Consider the following 14,881-nt stretch of genomic DNA (forward strand, 5'->3'; position numbering starts at 1 on the left):
CCAGATGTTCAGATAACTAGATTTTATATTGCGATATTAGCTATGTCAATTTTTTTGACGTTCTGATTCACGTGATTCCCTTTGACCTTTATATTTTCTCCAACCTACATAAGATAATGTAGAGACGATGATACTTCCTGTTGAAATAATCACCCACCACAGAGAAGGATCGGCTTCATCTTCTTTTTTGTTTTCAAACAGGTGTTCAAGGTCCGTCTGAAGGTTCGTCAATTCTGCAGTCGCTTCCGTGCTTTCAAGGATTTTCTGCCGGTATTGGTCGATGTACGTAATTCTCGCATCCAGTGCCTGTGCCTGCTCGACAGGTATATCAAGCTTAATGCTTGGCTGGATGATATTATATTTGGCGAGGAACATATTCAGTTCTGAATGATATTGCTCGCTGTTACCATTTTCTGCAGCTGTCTTTACGCCTTTGAAGGCTTCCATGATCGGATCCTCCATTTCCACCCATAATGGCTGATAATGGCTGGATAACGCATCCATGACCAGTCTGAACTTCGTTACCGCGTTTACTTTTTGTTCGATCCCAGCATCTGCCTGGTTGATGGCCTCTAATGCAAGGTTATGTGAAATCGTCAAGATCCTTAATTCATCCATTGAAAACGATTGATGCATGCTCGCGGCAGCAAATTCTTCTGAGAAATAGTTCAGAAGATGCTTTGCTTCCTCATATTTCCCTGCCTTCGTCAATTGAAGTGCCTGGTCGGCAATATCATCAAGTTCATTCACCGGAGACGGAGCGTGATCTGCTAGAGATGGCTGTGGTATTGAGAAGAATAAAAATATGATAAATATTGCTTTCATGTATTTCATACTTGTCCCCCCTAAAACTACTAATAAAGTCTATGAACGGGTGGACAAGAGTAGACCAAAAAACGATTAAATATCAGAGAGTGATGCTGGAACGCGGCGTCTTTTGGGTAAAATACCAGGCAAGCAGGATTGAACATATACTCAACCAGAAAGTGAAGTATCCGATGTCTTGGATATAAAGGAACAATTTGGAGTAAACAGGGAATTGCATGTATACATAATCAATAATATCATTATGTAAAGTCCATAAAGCCCCGAGCGCTATATGCCAAGCTTTCACGCGGTAAAATGATGAATACAGGATTCCCTGTACCGCCATGGCTCCATGTGAAGCCATCAGCATGTATCCTTCCCAGGGAAGCTCACCGCTTACCCAAAGTGTAAGCAGATTCATCACAACCGCCCAGACTCCATACTTAAATAATGTGATTATGGCAAGAACTTCGAAGATCGGCCAGTTTTTCTTCATTAAAAATGCTGCAAGTACAAAGCAAAAAAAGAGGCTTGCCGTAGGGCTGTCAGGTACAAAGATCATAAACTGCCCGGGTGTGTTCTTTAACTGCGGGATGTACCATATGTACCCGTATATGGTACCAAGCAGATTGACGATGAAAAGCATCCATAAAAATGTTTTGTCCCGCAATATGGGATAAAGCCAGGAAATCATATTGCTGCTCCTTTCTCGGTACATTTCTCCGTAGAAAAAAAGAGCCAACGACTGCTGGCTCTTTTTTAATACTATTCTGCTTTCAGACCGGAAATGAATTCAGCCAGTTTATCCAGCTCTTCATCCGTTCCTTTGAATAAACCTGCCGGCATGCCGGGCGGTTTACCGTTTTTGGCGATGTCTTTGATTTCATCCGGTGATAACCCGGTGCCAACCAAAGAAGGTGCCGCTGCCCCTCCTGTCATGTTCTCTCCATGACAAGTGATACAGCTGTTTTTCTCATCTGAGAAGATTTTGTAACCTTCGGATTCTTTATCGATCTCAGCTTCTGCCACAATCTTACCTTGTTCTTTTGCTGCTTCCCAGTCATGGGTAGCGACAGATTCCCAAGTCAGGAAATACGTAGCGGCAAGAGCCAATAGCATAAATCCGGTAGCAAATGGACGCTTCACAGGACGGCGTTCAGGTCCTCTGTCAATGAATGGTGCAAGAAGAAGCGCACCAAAAGCAATACCAGGAATTACGAACGCTCCGATTACGTTATAAGGTCCGGATGCATACGTATATTTAAGTAATTGGTATAAGAATAAGAAATACCAGTCAGGTAATGGAATATACCCAGTATCAGTCGGATCCGCAATACGTTCCAGCGGTGACGGATGCGCGATCGTCAAGCATAGGTAACCGATCAGGAAAACTGCCCCTACAAGCCATTCTTTAAGTAAGAAGTTCGGCCAGAAAGCTTCTGTTTTCCCAGGGAACTCCGAATAATCTTTAGGAATATTCGGTTTCTTGTTTACAGGTACACGAGAATCACCTACAAACTTCATCCCTTTTCCTCGATGCATAGTGTCCCCCTCCTTTAAATAGGTTTTTCAGGTTTTTTATTCAATCGAATCTTATAGCGGTCCAGAAATACCTTGCTTACGGATCATCAGGAAGTGGGCTCCCATCAATCCAAGTAGAGCAGCAGGCAGGAAGAAAACGTGAATGGCGAAGAAACGAGTCAATGTCTGTGCACCGACAATATGAGCATCTCCAGCCAGGAGCATTTTCACCTGATCTCCGATAAACGGTGTTGCACCGGCTATCTCAAGACCTACCTTTGTCGCAAATAGCGCTTTCATATCCCACGGTAATAAATAACCCGTGAAACCAAGGCCCAGCATGACAAAGAAGATAAGTACTCCAACAACCCAGTTTAATTCACGAGGTTTCTTGTATGCACCTTGGAAGAATACTCGCAGTGTATGTAAGAACATCATTACGATTACCAAGCTTGCTCCCCAGTGGTGCATCCCGCGGACAATTTGTCCGAAGGCTACTTCATTTTGCAGATAATATACAGATTCCCAAGCGTTTTTGATATCAGGTACATAGTACATTGTCAGGAACATACCTGAAAGGATTTGAATCACGGTTACGAAGAATGTCAGACCGCCAAAACAGTAAACAAACGCAGAAAAATGGTGCGCAGGGTTTACGTGTTCGGGAACTTCGTGATCCGCGATATCCCGCCACAAAGGCGTAATGTCCAAACGCTCGTCAACCCAGTCATAGATTTTGTTCAGCACAGATTACGCCCCCTTACTTAACATATTTATTTGGTTCAGGTTGTCCAAGGTATAAAATACCGTCTTTTTCTTTTGTCGGATATGTATCCAACGGTGCTGTCGGCGGTGTACCGGGAATATTCTTACCATTCTTTTCATACATCCCGCCATGGCAAGGGCAATAGAACTTTTCTGGATTATTCTTGTCTCCACCCCAGTTGACCGTACATCCAAGATGCTTACATACCGGTGAAAGAGCAACAATTTTCCCTTCCTTGTTCTTATAGACCCAAGCAGTCTGAGTTACTTCTGATGTGTACCACGCATCTTTCTGTTCATAAGAATAATCGACACGAACAGGCTCATTTGTTAATTCTGAAACTTTTTGTTTCGTCGCTATGAAGTCTCCGGCTGCTTCTGTCTTCAATACTGGATCGACAGCGAATCGAACCATCGGCATTAGCATTCCGGCAGCCATGAAACCGCCTACACCCGTAAGTGTATAGTTAAGGAATTGACGTCTAGATACACGTTGCTTGCTCATCCTTTTCCCCCCTCTATCGCGTAAGGTAAGTCCATCGGACATATTTCGCACAAATATAAAACTAGGACATAACTATGATATATTAAACTTATTACAAGGTCAATAACTCAATAAACTAAAAGATGGATACAATGTGAAGTTTTTATGAATTTTTTTGCCATTTTTGTACAATTATGTTCAGGAGTTGTTTCACCTGATCTTCCATGATCGAGTGCTTATACTGTTCGTCCAGATGTTCGAGCGGAATGGACGGAACCCATATCAATTGGTCATTTAACTGCTGCTCTGATTTTTTCCAATTGCTGTCGGAAGTGAGGAAGAAAACATGTTTCACCCCGCTGTCTTTCAGGCGGCTCCCCCATTCCTGCAGCTCACCTGCCTTTTCTTCGGTCCTGCCCATCAGATAAGTGAATGCCGGAGTCATGATCATGCGCCCTTTGAACTGCCTTTCCAAGTGAAACGTCAAAAGCGAAATAAATTCAGTCTGTGCAGCCGACGTTTTTATTTCCGGTGAAAAATCAATCGGGACAACAGGAATCACAGCGGTATCTATGTATTCTTTCTCAGTTTCAAAGACTTCAATATCTTTTACATTCCAATTCATCAAATTCCCTCACTTTTTCTTTTCTTTCATACCTCCCATCATATCATTTTGTGTGCCTTCAATAAAAGGAAAATTCTCTTATTCTGTAGTATGTACAATATTATGGCAGGTATGACCCCAAAGAAAAAAAGAATGAGGGAAACCCTCATTCTTTTTTCACGAGATTATTCAATTCTGCCGTTAATGCAGTGAACCTTTCTTTATCTCCGCTGTCCAATGCGGAATCGATCGCTTGAAGCAGCCTGTTTTTCTGAAATGAATGGAGACTATCTTCCAGGAATTGTTCTGCCAGCAGCCGGTCTTTTTCATTGATAAGCAGATACTTAGGCATAAAAGGATTTTCTTCCAATACAGCTGCAAACTGATAACTGGAATTCGCTTTACTGAAATTCAATTGAATATAAATATCTTCATCTTTATTCAATCGGATATCATGAAATGATTTTTCAGCATCTGTCGTCATGATGTTTTCCTTATAGAACCGGAAAGGTACATCCTCCACACAATGTGTCGACATGACCAGGCCTCTGGGACAATATTGCGACTCTTCTACAAAGTGAACCTTTTTCATTAATTGATCGTGGCTCATCAAATAATTCAATATCCAGACGCATTCTCTTCTTTTCAATTGATAACGATTTAAAAACCAGCGGATAAATTCTTTCTTCTCGTTGACAGAAACAGGGGTGGTCATTGGTTTCCCTCCTCTGCGAAATCCAGATTAAAATTAAGGTCCGTGTACCATATTAATTTCTTTTAAAGTCTGAATGAATGCACTTTCCGACAGCTTAACCGTGTGTCCCACATGCTGATTATCATTCTTGCAGTCTTTCGATGAGATCCTGCCATTCGTCATTGGAAGGATCCATATCCAGCAGCCTGTTATAAATTTCGAGTGCTTCCTTCCTGAGACCTTCCTCCATCAGGAATTGTCCGTATTCGATCAGGAAGTCTTCGTGATTCTTAAAATAAGTATATGCAGCCCGGTATTGTTTTAATGCATCATTATATTGTTCAAGCCCTTCATATGCCTTCGCAAGATCCCAAGCCAGCTGTGGTTCTTCCTCACCCTCGGCGGCCAGCATCGCGGCAATTTCCAGCACATCATCGAAGCGGTCCTGGGTGAAGAATAACTTATTAATAAGCAGCGCCGCCTCCAGATATCCCGGGTCGAGCGCCAGTGAGTTCCTGAGGTATGCTTCTGCTTGTTCATCCAACCCAAGCTTAAGGGATATTTTTCCCCCGAACAAACTCAATTCTTTATTAAACTCGTCCTGCTTGATTCCTTCCCTTATCGTCTCCAGGCTTTTATCGAGCTCTTCCTCATGCTCATAAGCCTTTGCAAGGAGTAAATATACCGAGTGATAATCAGGATCCAGCTCCTTGACGGAGACAAGCTTTTCGATGGCTGTTTCATAGTATCCGGCCTGGTATGCAGTAAAAGCGAAACCGAAAAGCGTATTGATTTCCAAATGCTCTTCTATGGCTTTTTCATAATGGCCCAGGGCTTCTTCAAAGGAGCCCCCCACACTGTAAGCTTCAGCGAGCCGCTGGTGAATATAAGTTCCGCCAATTTCGGTGATGCCTTTATCAACAAGCTGGGTGTAGTATCTGATCGCTTCCAAGAACCTGCCTGTTTCCGCATATAATTCACCTAACCCAAATAGAATGACAGGTTCATCGGGCAGCAGGCCTTTGGCTTGAAGGAGCTTCTGTTCACTTACTTCGAATAAACCCTGCATCTGATACAAATCAGCCATCAGTAGCAATGCACGGGGATACGAACTGTCATCTTCTTCTATATGTGAAAGAAGCTCTATCGCCTCTTCCTCCTTGTCCATTTCGACCAGGACTTCCGCAAGTTCTATGATCAGTTCGCCCTCACCCGGATAATATAAGAGTAAATTTTCATAAAGCTCCTTTGCTTCATTCAGAAACCCCAAGTGATGGAGCTCTTCAGCCAAGCTGAACTTTTCTTCGTGACTTCCAAACTTCAGTGTTTCGTTAAAGTGTTTTTTTGCTTCATCTAAATTACCTTCTTCCAAAGAAGTCAACATTTTTTCACTATGAGACATATTTATTTCCTTTCTATCGAGCTATGATAGTACATTCAGGTCGTTACCTGGTCCTGTCAGGTGAAGAAACCCGGTGTCTGGATCTTGAGCTCTTTACCTGCACCAGGATGAAAGTAGGTTCGGCCGTTTAAAAAATGGTACTTCCCTCTATTCATTGTACATTTCAAAACGTGACTTTCATAATGAAACAAACTATCGTCAGGTGACTGGTCCATTTCTTTTTTCATATAGAGGTTATAACTTATTTCTCCACCAGGGAGAAAATTTCCTCTATGTGGATACATGCCAATTTTTTTCAATTGTGATATAGACATCGGGACTTTCTGCTTCATTTCATCAGAAAAATGAGGGATATTCTCGGAACTCATCGTTTTTTGCCACATTCTAAGATGCTTCATCTTTTGCTTTTTGTCCAGTTTTGTCGTAAAAAAGGGGACAAAAGTAATACGATAATCATAGAGCAATCCTTTAACCCATCCCCATTTGATTGATCGGAATGCTTCCATGTCATCCACTTCCACCCATATGACAGGTACCCGGTTACGTTTACATAAACGGATTACTTCAGGTGTGATCAAATGTGCGGGAGCAGAAAGTCCGATGGTATAATCAAGCGGGCTGCTTAAAAGGGACGTTTTGCGCTCCTCCAGTTTCCCCAAAAATTCAAATTCGTAGGAAATGGTAAAGGATGTAAGGATCGTTGCACAGCCTTTTGAGATAAAGTGGTCCAAAAAATATGTTTTGAATGAGGAAAAATCAAGGTCAACAGGGAGGTTTGTGTCACATATCACATGAGACGGTGTCATTATGAAAGGTGAGATATTCAATCGTATGTGACTGTAATAAGAAAATTTTTCACGAATCGCGGCTATCTTGTCATCTTCCACCAGGAAAGATACTCTGCGGTTCGATTCATCAGTGGCATACAGGGCATCTTCAATGATATACTTACTCATCTTTCCACCTTCCTTTATAGACAAGCTATGTATAAAGGAGAAGGGAAATGACTCATTGACATAATTTTAAGGAAGAAGAACAAGTCTTCTTCCTTAAACAAGATTAATCAGTTAACTTCCCGAGGTGATCAAAGAAGTCCGGATAAGATATGTTGATTGCTTCCGAATTTCCCAGAAATACAGGGGATTCAGTAATTAATGAGGCTACCGCCAGCGTCATCCCAATCCGGTGGTCCCCCCATGAATCAACTTCTGCACCTTGGAGGGATTTCTTCCCTTTGATGATCATCCCATCCTCCGTAGCTTCTATATCCGCACCAAGCTTCTTCAGCTCATTCACGACGGCGTCGATTCTGTTTGTTTCTTTCACCTTGAGTTCTTCTGCGTCTTTGATGATAGTTGTACCCTGTGCCTGGGTTGCCAAGAGGGCAATGACCGGGATTTCATCTATCAGGGCGGGTATCAGTTCACCGCCGATTTCTGTACCCTGTAGTTCCGAGAATTCGACCAGGATATCCCCGATTCTTTCACCCGCTCCAGTTTTTTCAGTTATTTCCATTTTCGCGCCCATTCTTTGCATCACCTCGATGATGCCGGTTCTGGTCTCATTCAGGCCTGTATTCTTTAACATTACCCGGCTGCCGGGTACAATCGCAGCGGCTGTCATAAAGAACGCAGCACTGGAAATGTCACCAGGCACGTATACACTTGTCCCTTTCAACTGCTGTCCGCCCCGCAATTTGATGGTATCGCCTTCCCTGTCTATTTCACCACCGAATTCGATGATCATTTTCTCAGTGTGATCCCTTGTTCTCTCGGGTTCGATGACCTCTGTCACACCCTCTGCCTGAAGCCCTGCAAGCAGGATGGCGGACTTCACCTGCGCACTTGCCACGGGCAGAGTGTATCGCATTGCTTTCAAGTTGCCTCCCCGGATTGATAATGGGGTGAAATTCCCTTCCTCACGCCCATCGATCTTTGTCCCAAAAAGCTTCAGCGGGTCCGTAACCCTTTTCATGGGCCGTTTCGCAATTGATTCATCGCCGAGCATGACAGAATGAAACGGCCTGCCTGCGAGCAGACCCATCATCAGCCTGGTCGTGGTCCCTGAATTACCCGTGTCAAGTACTTCAGATGGCTCGGTTAATGAGTCCCAGCCCTTCCCTTCCACGAGTACTTCGTCACCCTGTATATCAATTTTCACGCCCAGCCTCTTGAAGCATGCGATTGTGCTTAAGCAATCTTCCCCCATTAAAAAATTATGGATCCTCGTTTCACCTTCTGCAACAGAACCGAACATGACAGCCCGGTGGGAAATGGATTTATCCCCAGGTACTTGCAGTTCGCCATTTAGACCGTGTGATGGTTTTGTTAATTTACGTGTGTCCATGGTTTTCCTCCTTAATCGATGGCTGTTTTCTAAAAGATTGTTGCTTTTCGTAAATAGGCTTATAACCTTATTGCAGCTTGTGGACGTACTCTTTTCGAACTCAATCTTCAACAAGAGACGGACGGACAACTCGAAAATACCAAAGTTCCGGTATTTTCTTGGTTGTGAAGCAACAAAGTATACGAAAAGAGCCTAATCGATAAACAATTCGTATGCTGTTTTTTCTTTAAGACAAAACACTGCTCTTTCCCTGTCTTCTATGGTTTGGAAGCTGATAACCAAAACTCCGTATACATCCTCCCTGGTTTCCAGGATACGGATATTTGTCAAACTGATTTTTTCCTCTGCTAAATAGGCCGTCACTTCAGAAATGACCCCCGGGTAATCCGGGATGTCTATATACAAATCATAAAAGGCCGGTATGGCTCCTTTGGCCAGGACCGGAAGCTCGTCCCTGAAAACCTTCGCCTCATAAAAATATCGATATAATTCTTCCGCATCCTTTTCTTTGACCATATGGATGACTTCTTCCATTTCTATTTTCCACTTTTCCAGGATGTCCATCAAGACCTGACTATTCTGCATGGTGATGTCTTTCCACATCACCGGGCTGGAAGAAGCGATTCTGGTAATATCCCTGAAACCGCCTGCAGCAAGCCTTCTTAAATATGGGTGTTCCTGTGAAGAATCCTTCGCCTGGTGCACAAGTGAAGCGGCGATGATATGTGGAAAGTGGCTGATCATCCCTGTAAGTTCATCGTGCTCTTTCGGAGGGACGATAAGGAATTTTGCACGTGTGCCGCCCAGCCACTTCTCAAGCGATTGAATCTCATGGTCTTCTATATTCTCAGAAGGGGTAAACATATAGAAGGCATTCTCAAACAGAATTTTCTTAGCTGCACTCACGCCGCTCTTATGGGATCCCGCCATCGGGTGACCTCCAATGAAGGGAATCCCCTTTTCACTCAGCGGGCGTGCTGCTTTCATGATTTGTCCCTTTGTACTTCCCGTATCGGTAATGATGACACCCTGTTTCAGATTCGTATTATGTAAGATTTTCATTATCTTTTCCGTTTGGGTCACCGGTGTCGAGATGATGATAAGATCCGCTTTCTCAGCAGCATGCTCAAAGGTCTGCGCCATTTCATCAATGACACCGAGTGTTTTTGCAAGTCGCAATTCTTTTTGATTCACATCGTATCCAATGATCGTTGCATGGGGATGCTCTTCCTTTATGCACAGGGCAAGCGAGCCGCCGATAAGTCCCATCCCTACAATTAATACATTGCCTTCCATTCCCATTCTCTCCCTTTATCCTGACTAAAAACGTTGGAAAAAAAGCCGGACAGGTCAATCGTGCTGACCCTCCGGCTGGAGTCCATTCAATTATCAGGATTGTTTTATAACCGCAAGAAACTCTTTCATCAATGAGATTAATTCTTCGTTTTGTTCACGGGAACCGACTGTAATCCGCACTGATTGAGGATAGCCCAATGCCCCGCCGGACCGGACAATGTAACCTTTGCTCATCAAGTATTGAAATACTTCATCGCCGCTCAGTCCGAAATCAATCAGGATAAAATTCGCCTGGGATTTCATATATTTTAGTCCGGTGCTTTCACAAAACTCATAAAATTGCTGGAGTCCTTCACGGTTCTTTTCTCTGCATTGCTCGATGAAAGCCTGGTCTTCCATGGCCTCCGCCGCCGCCCCCTGACCAAGGGAGTTGTTATTGAATGGCTCCCTGACCGGTTCCAATTTCCCTATGACGTCTCTGCTTCCAACTCCATAGCCGACCCTGAATCCTGCCAGCCCGTATGCTTTTGAAAAGGTCCGGGTTACAACCAATTGAGGATAAGATTCAATGAGGCTGATTGAATCATAATAATCCCCAGCAGTGACATATTCATAGTATGCTTCATCCAAAACGACCAGGACGTCTGAGGGAACCTGGTCAAGGAAATGCAGAAGTTCTTCTTTACGGATATACTCACCGGTAGGATTATTCGGCGAACACAACCAGACGACAGCAGTAGTCCCGTCAATGCTGTCCAGCATCTTGGAGAGCTGATGCCTGCCTTCTTCGTCCAGAGGGACTTCCCTTACCTCTGCTCCTTCGACAATGGCATTATGTTTATACTGCGGAAATGTAGGTGCAGCCATCACGGTGCTTTTCGAAGGGTCCAAGAGAGCCCTGGATATGATTTGAATCACTTCATCGGAACCATTCCCGAAGATGAGCTGCCCGGGCTCCACCGATAAATGGCCGGCGACTTTCATGCGTAACCGCTTTGCGTAACCATCAGGATAGATGGCGTGTGAAGATGCATAATCATAGATGAAATTCTGTATTTGAGGAGAACAGCCGTAAGGATTCTCATTCGATGCGAGCTTTACCACTTTCTCAAGACTGAATTGCTCTTTGACGTCTTCCATCGTTTTCCCGGGCTGATATGCTTTGAGATTGTGTAACTGTGATTTCCATTGCATATACAAAACTTCCTTTCAATCCGTGAGTCAATTGACTATTAATTAATATTCCATTCTTTATTCACTCAAGTCCGGCCTTAACGAAACGGCCTTCTTCAAATATATGTGCTTAATATCTTTTTGGGGACATCCTGTATTATAGTGGATCATCAGCCGGATACAGCGTTCCAGCCCTCCCGGCACATCCAACTCCTGCATACACATCACGGGTACATATTTCCAGTCGTCAAATTCCCTTAACGCTTTGGCAGGAAATGCTCTTGTAATATCTGCAGTGGCCGAAATGAAAACGGATGCCACCTTGTCGGGATCAATCCTGTTACTTGCGATCATTTCACCCAGCAGCTCGTGAGTTGAAAGGAGAATTTCCTTTTCGCTATTCTCTTCAACGGTTGTTGCTCCCCGGATTCCCCTCATCATCATTCTCACTCTCCCTTTTATCCTTTTCTACTTTTCTCCTGCCCATTTATATATGCCGCGGATAAAAGTATCTGCAGCGATCAGGCCTTCTTCAGGAACAGTCACAAGAACCGGCTCACCAATTTCCTTTAACAGTACAAAAACCGGCATGCCGTCTTTTGATTTTTTATCGTTCTTCATCTTATCCAAAAGTTGTGTGAATGTAATATGATCAGGGACCGTCAAATCATATCCGACCGATATGATCCAATTGACGAATTCCTTCAGATCGAAGGACAAGCTGCAATATTTTTCACTCAGGTACAAAGCATAAATCATCCCGATCATGACCGATTCCCCATGAGTCCGATTTCCATATCCGCTGGCGCTTTCCACAGCGTGTCCATACGTATGTCCGAAATTCAGGAATGCCCTGATCCCATGTTCTCTTTCGTCTTGAGTAACAATTTCCGCCTTTACTTTGATTCCTCTGAGAAGACATTGCAGTATATACTCTTCCCGCAGCTCGCTCACCGATGTGAAATTTGAATATAGTTCCCTCAGGAAATCTGCATCTGACAAGAAAGCGTGTTTGATCACTTCCGCATAACCCGACCGCACCTCTTCGGCAGGCAGGCTCTTGAGATAATCCAAGTCAAAGAATACACCATCAGGCTGATAAAACTGACCGACCATATTTTTTCCCAATGGATGATTGATTGCCACTTTCCCGCCAACCGCACTATCATGAGCCAGTATCGTTGTAGGTACAGAGATAAACGGGATGCCCCTCATGAAAGTGGAGGCTGTGAATCCTGCAAAATCACCAATCGCACCGCCTCCAAACGCAATGACGAGAGCATTCCTGTCCACATGATTCCGGAGACCGTGTGAAATGGCTTCTTCGTATACTTTAAAGCTTTTAGCCTGTTCGCCGGATGGTGCCTCAAAGACAGTCACCGGAAATACCCGCTCCAGCTCATTGGCAAATTGTTTTCCATAAAGAGAATGGACTTCAATGTCCGCAATGATCCAAATGGTTGAAACACTAGGGTAGTTGGAGGAAATAAAATCGATGATATTCTGTGTCATCGTATTTCCAAGAAAAACATCATATGACTTGGAAGGAGTTTTCACTGTGATTCTTTCCATTTTAAAATTCCTTCGATTCGTTTCTAAGATTCTCAACATCCCTTTGAAGCTTTTCAAATTGATCACTGTTGAACTGGTCTGCAATGGCTTCTGCAAGTTCCCATGCCACTACCGCTTCTGCTACGACACTCGCTGCAGGGACGGCACAGCTGTCAGATCGCTCGATACTTGCTTTGAACGGCTCTTTCGTATCGATATCCACGCTTTGCAGCGGTTTGTAGAGGGTTGGGATGGGTTTCATCACACCTTTGATATGAATCGGCATCCCGGTTGTCATCCCGCCTTCAAAACCGCCAAGGCGGTTCGTCCTCCTGTAGTAGCCTTTTTCCTCGCTCCAAAGGATCTCATCATGAACTTCGCTTCCCGGTTTTCTCGCCATTTCAAATCCGAGCCCGAATTCAACTCCTTTGAATGCATTGATGCTCATGATGGCACGTGCCAGTTTTGCATCCAGCTTTCGATCGTAATGAACATAACTTCCGACACCTTGCGGCATGCCCTCTACGATCACTTCAACAACTCCCCCGATGGAATCCCCATTTTGCTTTGCTTCATCTATCAGATTCATCATTTTGTCAGCCGCTTCATTATCCAGGCAGCGGACAGGAGATTCTTCAGATCTTTCTTTTAAATCATTTATGGAATCGTATTTAACGTTTTCTGCTTTTATACCGCCTATTTCCAGAACATGTCCCACAACTTCGATACCTAGGAGATTCAATAACTTTTTCGCAACGGATCCGGCAGCTACCCGCACGGTCGTTTCCCTGGCTGAAGATCTTTCCAGAACGTTCCTGAGATCACGGTGTCCATATTTCATCCCTCCGACCAGGTCGGCATGGCCGGGTCTTGGACGTGAAATTTTTCTTTTTACTTCGTCTTCTTCACCCGGGGACAGCGGTTCAATTCCCATCACCTTCGTCCAATGAGTCCAGTCCTTATTCTCGACTACCAGTCCCAAAGGGGATCCAAGTGTATACCCGTGTCTTACACCACCGACGATTGAAACGCGGTCTTTCTCTATCTGCATTCTCCGTCCGCGCCCATATCCTTTCTGCCTTCTTGCCAGATCTTCGTTGATGTCCTCCGCTTCCAGCGGCATCCCGGCAGGCAGGCCTTCGATGATTGTTGTCAATTGCGGTCCATGAGATTCTCCTGATGTTAAATATCTCATAACACTTTCCCCCTTCAACTCGTTAAAGAATTATGTACCAATATAACATAAGTTCAATATTCATTCCTAGTACTATGTTTAAAAAATTTGAACATTTCACCCCTTGCCAGCACTTTGAAATTTCCTCTCGCTTTCCAATCAGCAAGTTTAGAGTCATGCAAAAAAGAACGATGAAATACGAAGCTGTCTGCATTGCTGCTGCAGCCTCTGTTTCACCGTTCATTAAATCAGACTTTTTTATAAAAAAATGTATCTTCGGATTGAAATCCGTATTGGCCGGGATTGAAAATCTGTTCGGTGCTCCCAACGAAAAATACCCCTTCTTTAATCAGTGAAGCGTTGAACTTTTTATACAAACTGTCTTTCGCTTCTTCAGTGAAATAAATCATTACATTCCTGCACACAATCAAATCGAATTCTGCATCAAAAGGATCAGCCAGGAGGTTTTGCTTTTTAAAGGTGACGACCTGCTTAATCCGGTCATCCACCTTGTAAAGAGAGCCTTCGGCAGTAAAATATTTTTGTTTGATCTCAGGAGGCACTTCAGCAAGCGAGCGTTCGGGATAGATGGCGTGCCTGGCCCGCTGCAGGGCATTCCCGTCCAGATCTGTCGCCAGGATGTCAAGGCTTGTCAGCGGCAGGTACTTAGAGAGAAGCATTGCCAGTGTATAGGGTTCTTCCCCCGTGGAACAAGCAGCACTCCATACTTTCAATGTCCTCTTGCCTTTAATGAGCCGGGGAAGGATATTGGTTTCGAGAACTTCCCATCTTTTATAATTCCGATAAAATTCCGATACGTTGATCGTCATCCTGTCGAGGAATTCCGCCATCTGCTTTTCATCCGAGCTGATTACTTTGTAGTAATCGTGAAAGCTCGAGTATCCCTTTTTTTCATAGAGAGCAGTCAGTCTCCTTTTCATTTGGGCTTCTTTATAAAGAGACAGATCTATTGCGGTCTTTCTTTTTATTGCCTGAACAAAATCCCCATAATCGTTTACCATATTCCCATTCACTCTTTCTGCAGCTAAACTCATGTATATTAG

Annotated in this window: 16 protein-coding genes; all 16 read right to left on the reverse strand. The window is 44.0% G+C overall.

Features of this window, described 5'->3' with window-relative positions; genetic code table 11:
* Positions 1 to 45 precede the first annotated feature (45 nt).
* Positions 46 to 834 carry a sporulation protein YpjB gene (ypjB, locus tag AS034_RS04170; RefSeq protein WP_098151202.1) on the reverse strand — a complete coding sequence of 263 codons (789 nt, stop codon included), beginning with the start codon at positions 832 to 834 and terminating at the stop codon, positions 46 to 48.
* Positions 835 to 907: 73 nt separating this feature from the next.
* On the reverse strand, positions 908 to 1,498 hold the full coding sequence (lhaT, locus tag AS034_RS04175) for a lipoprotein heptaprenylglyceryl N-acetyltransferase LhaT (protein WP_473243011.1): 591 nt from the start codon (positions 1,496 to 1,498) through the stop codon (positions 908 to 910).
* A gap of 74 nt (positions 1,499 to 1,572) precedes the next feature.
* Entirely contained in the window at positions 1,573 to 2,349 is a 777-nt protein-coding gene (locus AS034_RS04180; protein WP_032087897.1) for a menaquinol-cytochrome c reductase cytochrome b/c subunit, read from the reverse strand.
* Positions 2,350 to 2,400: 51 nt separating this feature from the next.
* Positions 2,401 to 3,075: a menaquinol-cytochrome c reductase cytochrome b subunit gene (gene qcrB / locus AS034_RS04185; protein WP_032087896.1), complete on the reverse strand. Its 675-nt coding sequence runs from the start codon at positions 3,073 to 3,075 to the stop codon at positions 2,401 to 2,403.
* Between the two features lie 13 nt (positions 3,076 to 3,088).
* Positions 3,089 to 3,598, reverse strand: a complete 510-nt coding sequence (locus AS034_RS04190) for a QcrA and Rieske domain-containing protein (RefSeq protein WP_032087895.1) — start codon at positions 3,596 to 3,598, stop codon at positions 3,089 to 3,091.
* A 142-nt stretch (positions 3,599 to 3,740) separates the two neighbouring features.
* Complete coding sequence (locus AS034_RS04195; RefSeq protein WP_032087894.1) at positions 3,741 to 4,202, reverse strand: YpiF family protein; 462 nt, start codon at positions 4,200 to 4,202, stop codon at positions 3,741 to 3,743.
* 145 nt (positions 4,203 to 4,347) lie between these two features.
* Positions 4,348 to 4,896, reverse strand: a complete 549-nt coding sequence (locus AS034_RS04200) for a ReoY family proteolytic degradation factor (protein ID WP_032087893.1) — start codon at positions 4,894 to 4,896, stop codon at positions 4,348 to 4,350.
* Positions 4,897 to 5,017: 121 nt separating this feature from the next.
* Entirely contained in the window at positions 5,018 to 6,277 is a 1,260-nt protein-coding gene (locus tag AS034_RS04205; protein ID WP_058297633.1) for a tetratricopeptide repeat protein, read from the reverse strand.
* A 56-nt stretch (positions 6,278 to 6,333) separates the two neighbouring features.
* The gene (locus AS034_RS04210; RefSeq protein ID WP_058297634.1) at positions 6,334 to 7,233 is read right to left on the reverse strand and encodes a hypothetical protein; all 900 of its coding nucleotides are present in this window, start codon (positions 7,231 to 7,233) and stop codon (positions 6,334 to 6,336) included.
* A 103-nt stretch (positions 7,234 to 7,336) separates the two neighbouring features.
* Positions 7,337 to 8,623, reverse strand: a complete 1,287-nt coding sequence (aroA, locus tag AS034_RS04215) for a 3-phosphoshikimate 1-carboxyvinyltransferase (protein ID WP_058297635.1) — start codon at positions 8,621 to 8,623, stop codon at positions 7,337 to 7,339.
* Positions 8,624 to 8,815: 192 nt separating this feature from the next.
* Positions 8,816 to 9,919, reverse strand: coding sequence for a prephenate dehydrogenase (locus AS034_RS04220; protein WP_058297636.1), 1,104 nt, complete (start codon positions 9,917 to 9,919; stop codon positions 8,816 to 8,818).
* A gap of 93 nt (positions 9,920 to 10,012) precedes the next feature.
* Positions 10,013 to 11,113, reverse strand: coding sequence for a histidinol-phosphate transaminase (gene hisC, locus AS034_RS04225; protein WP_058297637.1), 1,101 nt, complete (start codon positions 11,111 to 11,113; stop codon positions 10,013 to 10,015).
* 57 nt (positions 11,114 to 11,170) lie between these two features.
* A complete protein-coding gene (aroH, locus tag AS034_RS04230; RefSeq protein ID WP_032087887.1) occupies positions 11,171 to 11,536 on the reverse strand; it encodes a chorismate mutase in 366 nt (121 codons plus the stop codon).
* A 24-nt stretch (positions 11,537 to 11,560) separates the two neighbouring features.
* Positions 11,561 to 12,664 carry a 3-dehydroquinate synthase gene (gene aroB, locus AS034_RS04235; RefSeq protein WP_058297638.1) on the reverse strand — a complete coding sequence of 368 codons (1,104 nt, stop codon included), beginning with the start codon at positions 12,662 to 12,664 and terminating at the stop codon, positions 11,561 to 11,563.
* A gap of 1 nt (position 12,665) precedes the next feature.
* Positions 12,666 to 13,838, reverse strand: a complete 1,173-nt coding sequence (aroC, locus tag AS034_RS04240; protein ID WP_032087885.1) for a chorismate synthase — start codon at positions 13,836 to 13,838, stop codon at positions 12,666 to 12,668.
* A gap of 227 nt (positions 13,839 to 14,065) precedes the next feature.
* Positions 14,066 to 14,839 (reverse strand): CheR family methyltransferase, encoded by a 774-nt coding sequence (locus AS034_RS04250; RefSeq protein WP_058297640.1) that lies wholly within the window; start codon positions 14,837 to 14,839, stop codon positions 14,066 to 14,068.
* Positions 14,840 to 14,881: the final 42 nt, after the last annotated feature.

It is taken from the genome of [Bacillus] enclensis (genome assembly GCF_001456935.1).
GTDB lineage: Bacteria > Bacillota > Bacilli > Bacillales > Bacillaceae_B > Rossellomorea > Rossellomorea enclensis.

Bases quoted from the DNA above. Each gene is read 5' to 3' on its own strand.
- AS034_RS04200 (WP_032087893.1), bottom strand. From the start codon at position 4,896: ATGACCACCCCTGTTTCTGTCAACGAGAAGAAAGAATTTATCCGCTGG.
- AS034_RS04180 (WP_032087897.1), bottom strand. From the start codon at position 2,349: ATGCATCGAGGAAAAGGGATGAAGTTTGTAGGTGATTCTCGTGTACCT.
- aroC (WP_032087885.1), bottom strand. From the start codon at position 13,838: ATGAGATATTTAACATCAGGAGAATCTCATGGACCGCAATTGACAACA.
- hisC (WP_058297637.1), bottom strand. From the start codon at position 11,113: ATGCAATGGAAATCACAGTTACACAATCTCAAAGCATATCAGCCCGGG.
- AS034_RS04250 (WP_058297640.1), bottom strand. From the start codon at position 14,839: ATGGTAAACGATTATGGGGATTTTGTTCAGGCAATAAAAAGAAAGACC.
- AS034_RS04210 (WP_058297634.1), bottom strand. From the start codon at position 7,233: ATGAGTAAGTATATCATTGAAGATGCCCTGTATGCCACTGATGAATCG.
- aroH (WP_032087887.1), bottom strand. From the start codon at position 11,536: ATGATGATGAGGGGAATCCGGGGAGCAACAACCGTTGAAGAGAATAGC.
- AS034_RS04190 (WP_032087895.1), bottom strand. From the start codon at position 3,598: ATGAGCAAGCAACGTGTATCTAGACGTCAATTCCTTAACTATACACTT.
- aroB (WP_058297638.1), bottom strand. From the start codon at position 12,664: ATGGAAAGAATCACAGTGAAAACTCCTTCCAAGTCATATGATGTTTTT.
- AS034_RS04220 (WP_058297636.1), bottom strand. From the start codon at position 9,919: ATGGAAGGCAATGTATTAATTGTAGGGATGGGACTTATCGGCGGCTCG.
- ypjB (WP_098151202.1), bottom strand. From the start codon at position 834: ATGAAATACATGAAAGCAATATTTATCATATTTTTATTCTTCTCAATA.
- aroA (WP_058297635.1), bottom strand. From the start codon at position 8,623: ATGGACACACGTAAATTAACAAAACCATCACACGGTCTAAATGGCGAA.
- AS034_RS04195 (WP_032087894.1), bottom strand. From the start codon at position 4,202: ATGAATTGGAATGTAAAAGATATTGAAGTCTTTGAAACTGAGAAAGAA.
- AS034_RS04205 (WP_058297633.1), bottom strand. From the start codon at position 6,277: ATGTCTCATAGTGAAAAAATGTTGACTTCTTTGGAAGAAGGTAATTTA.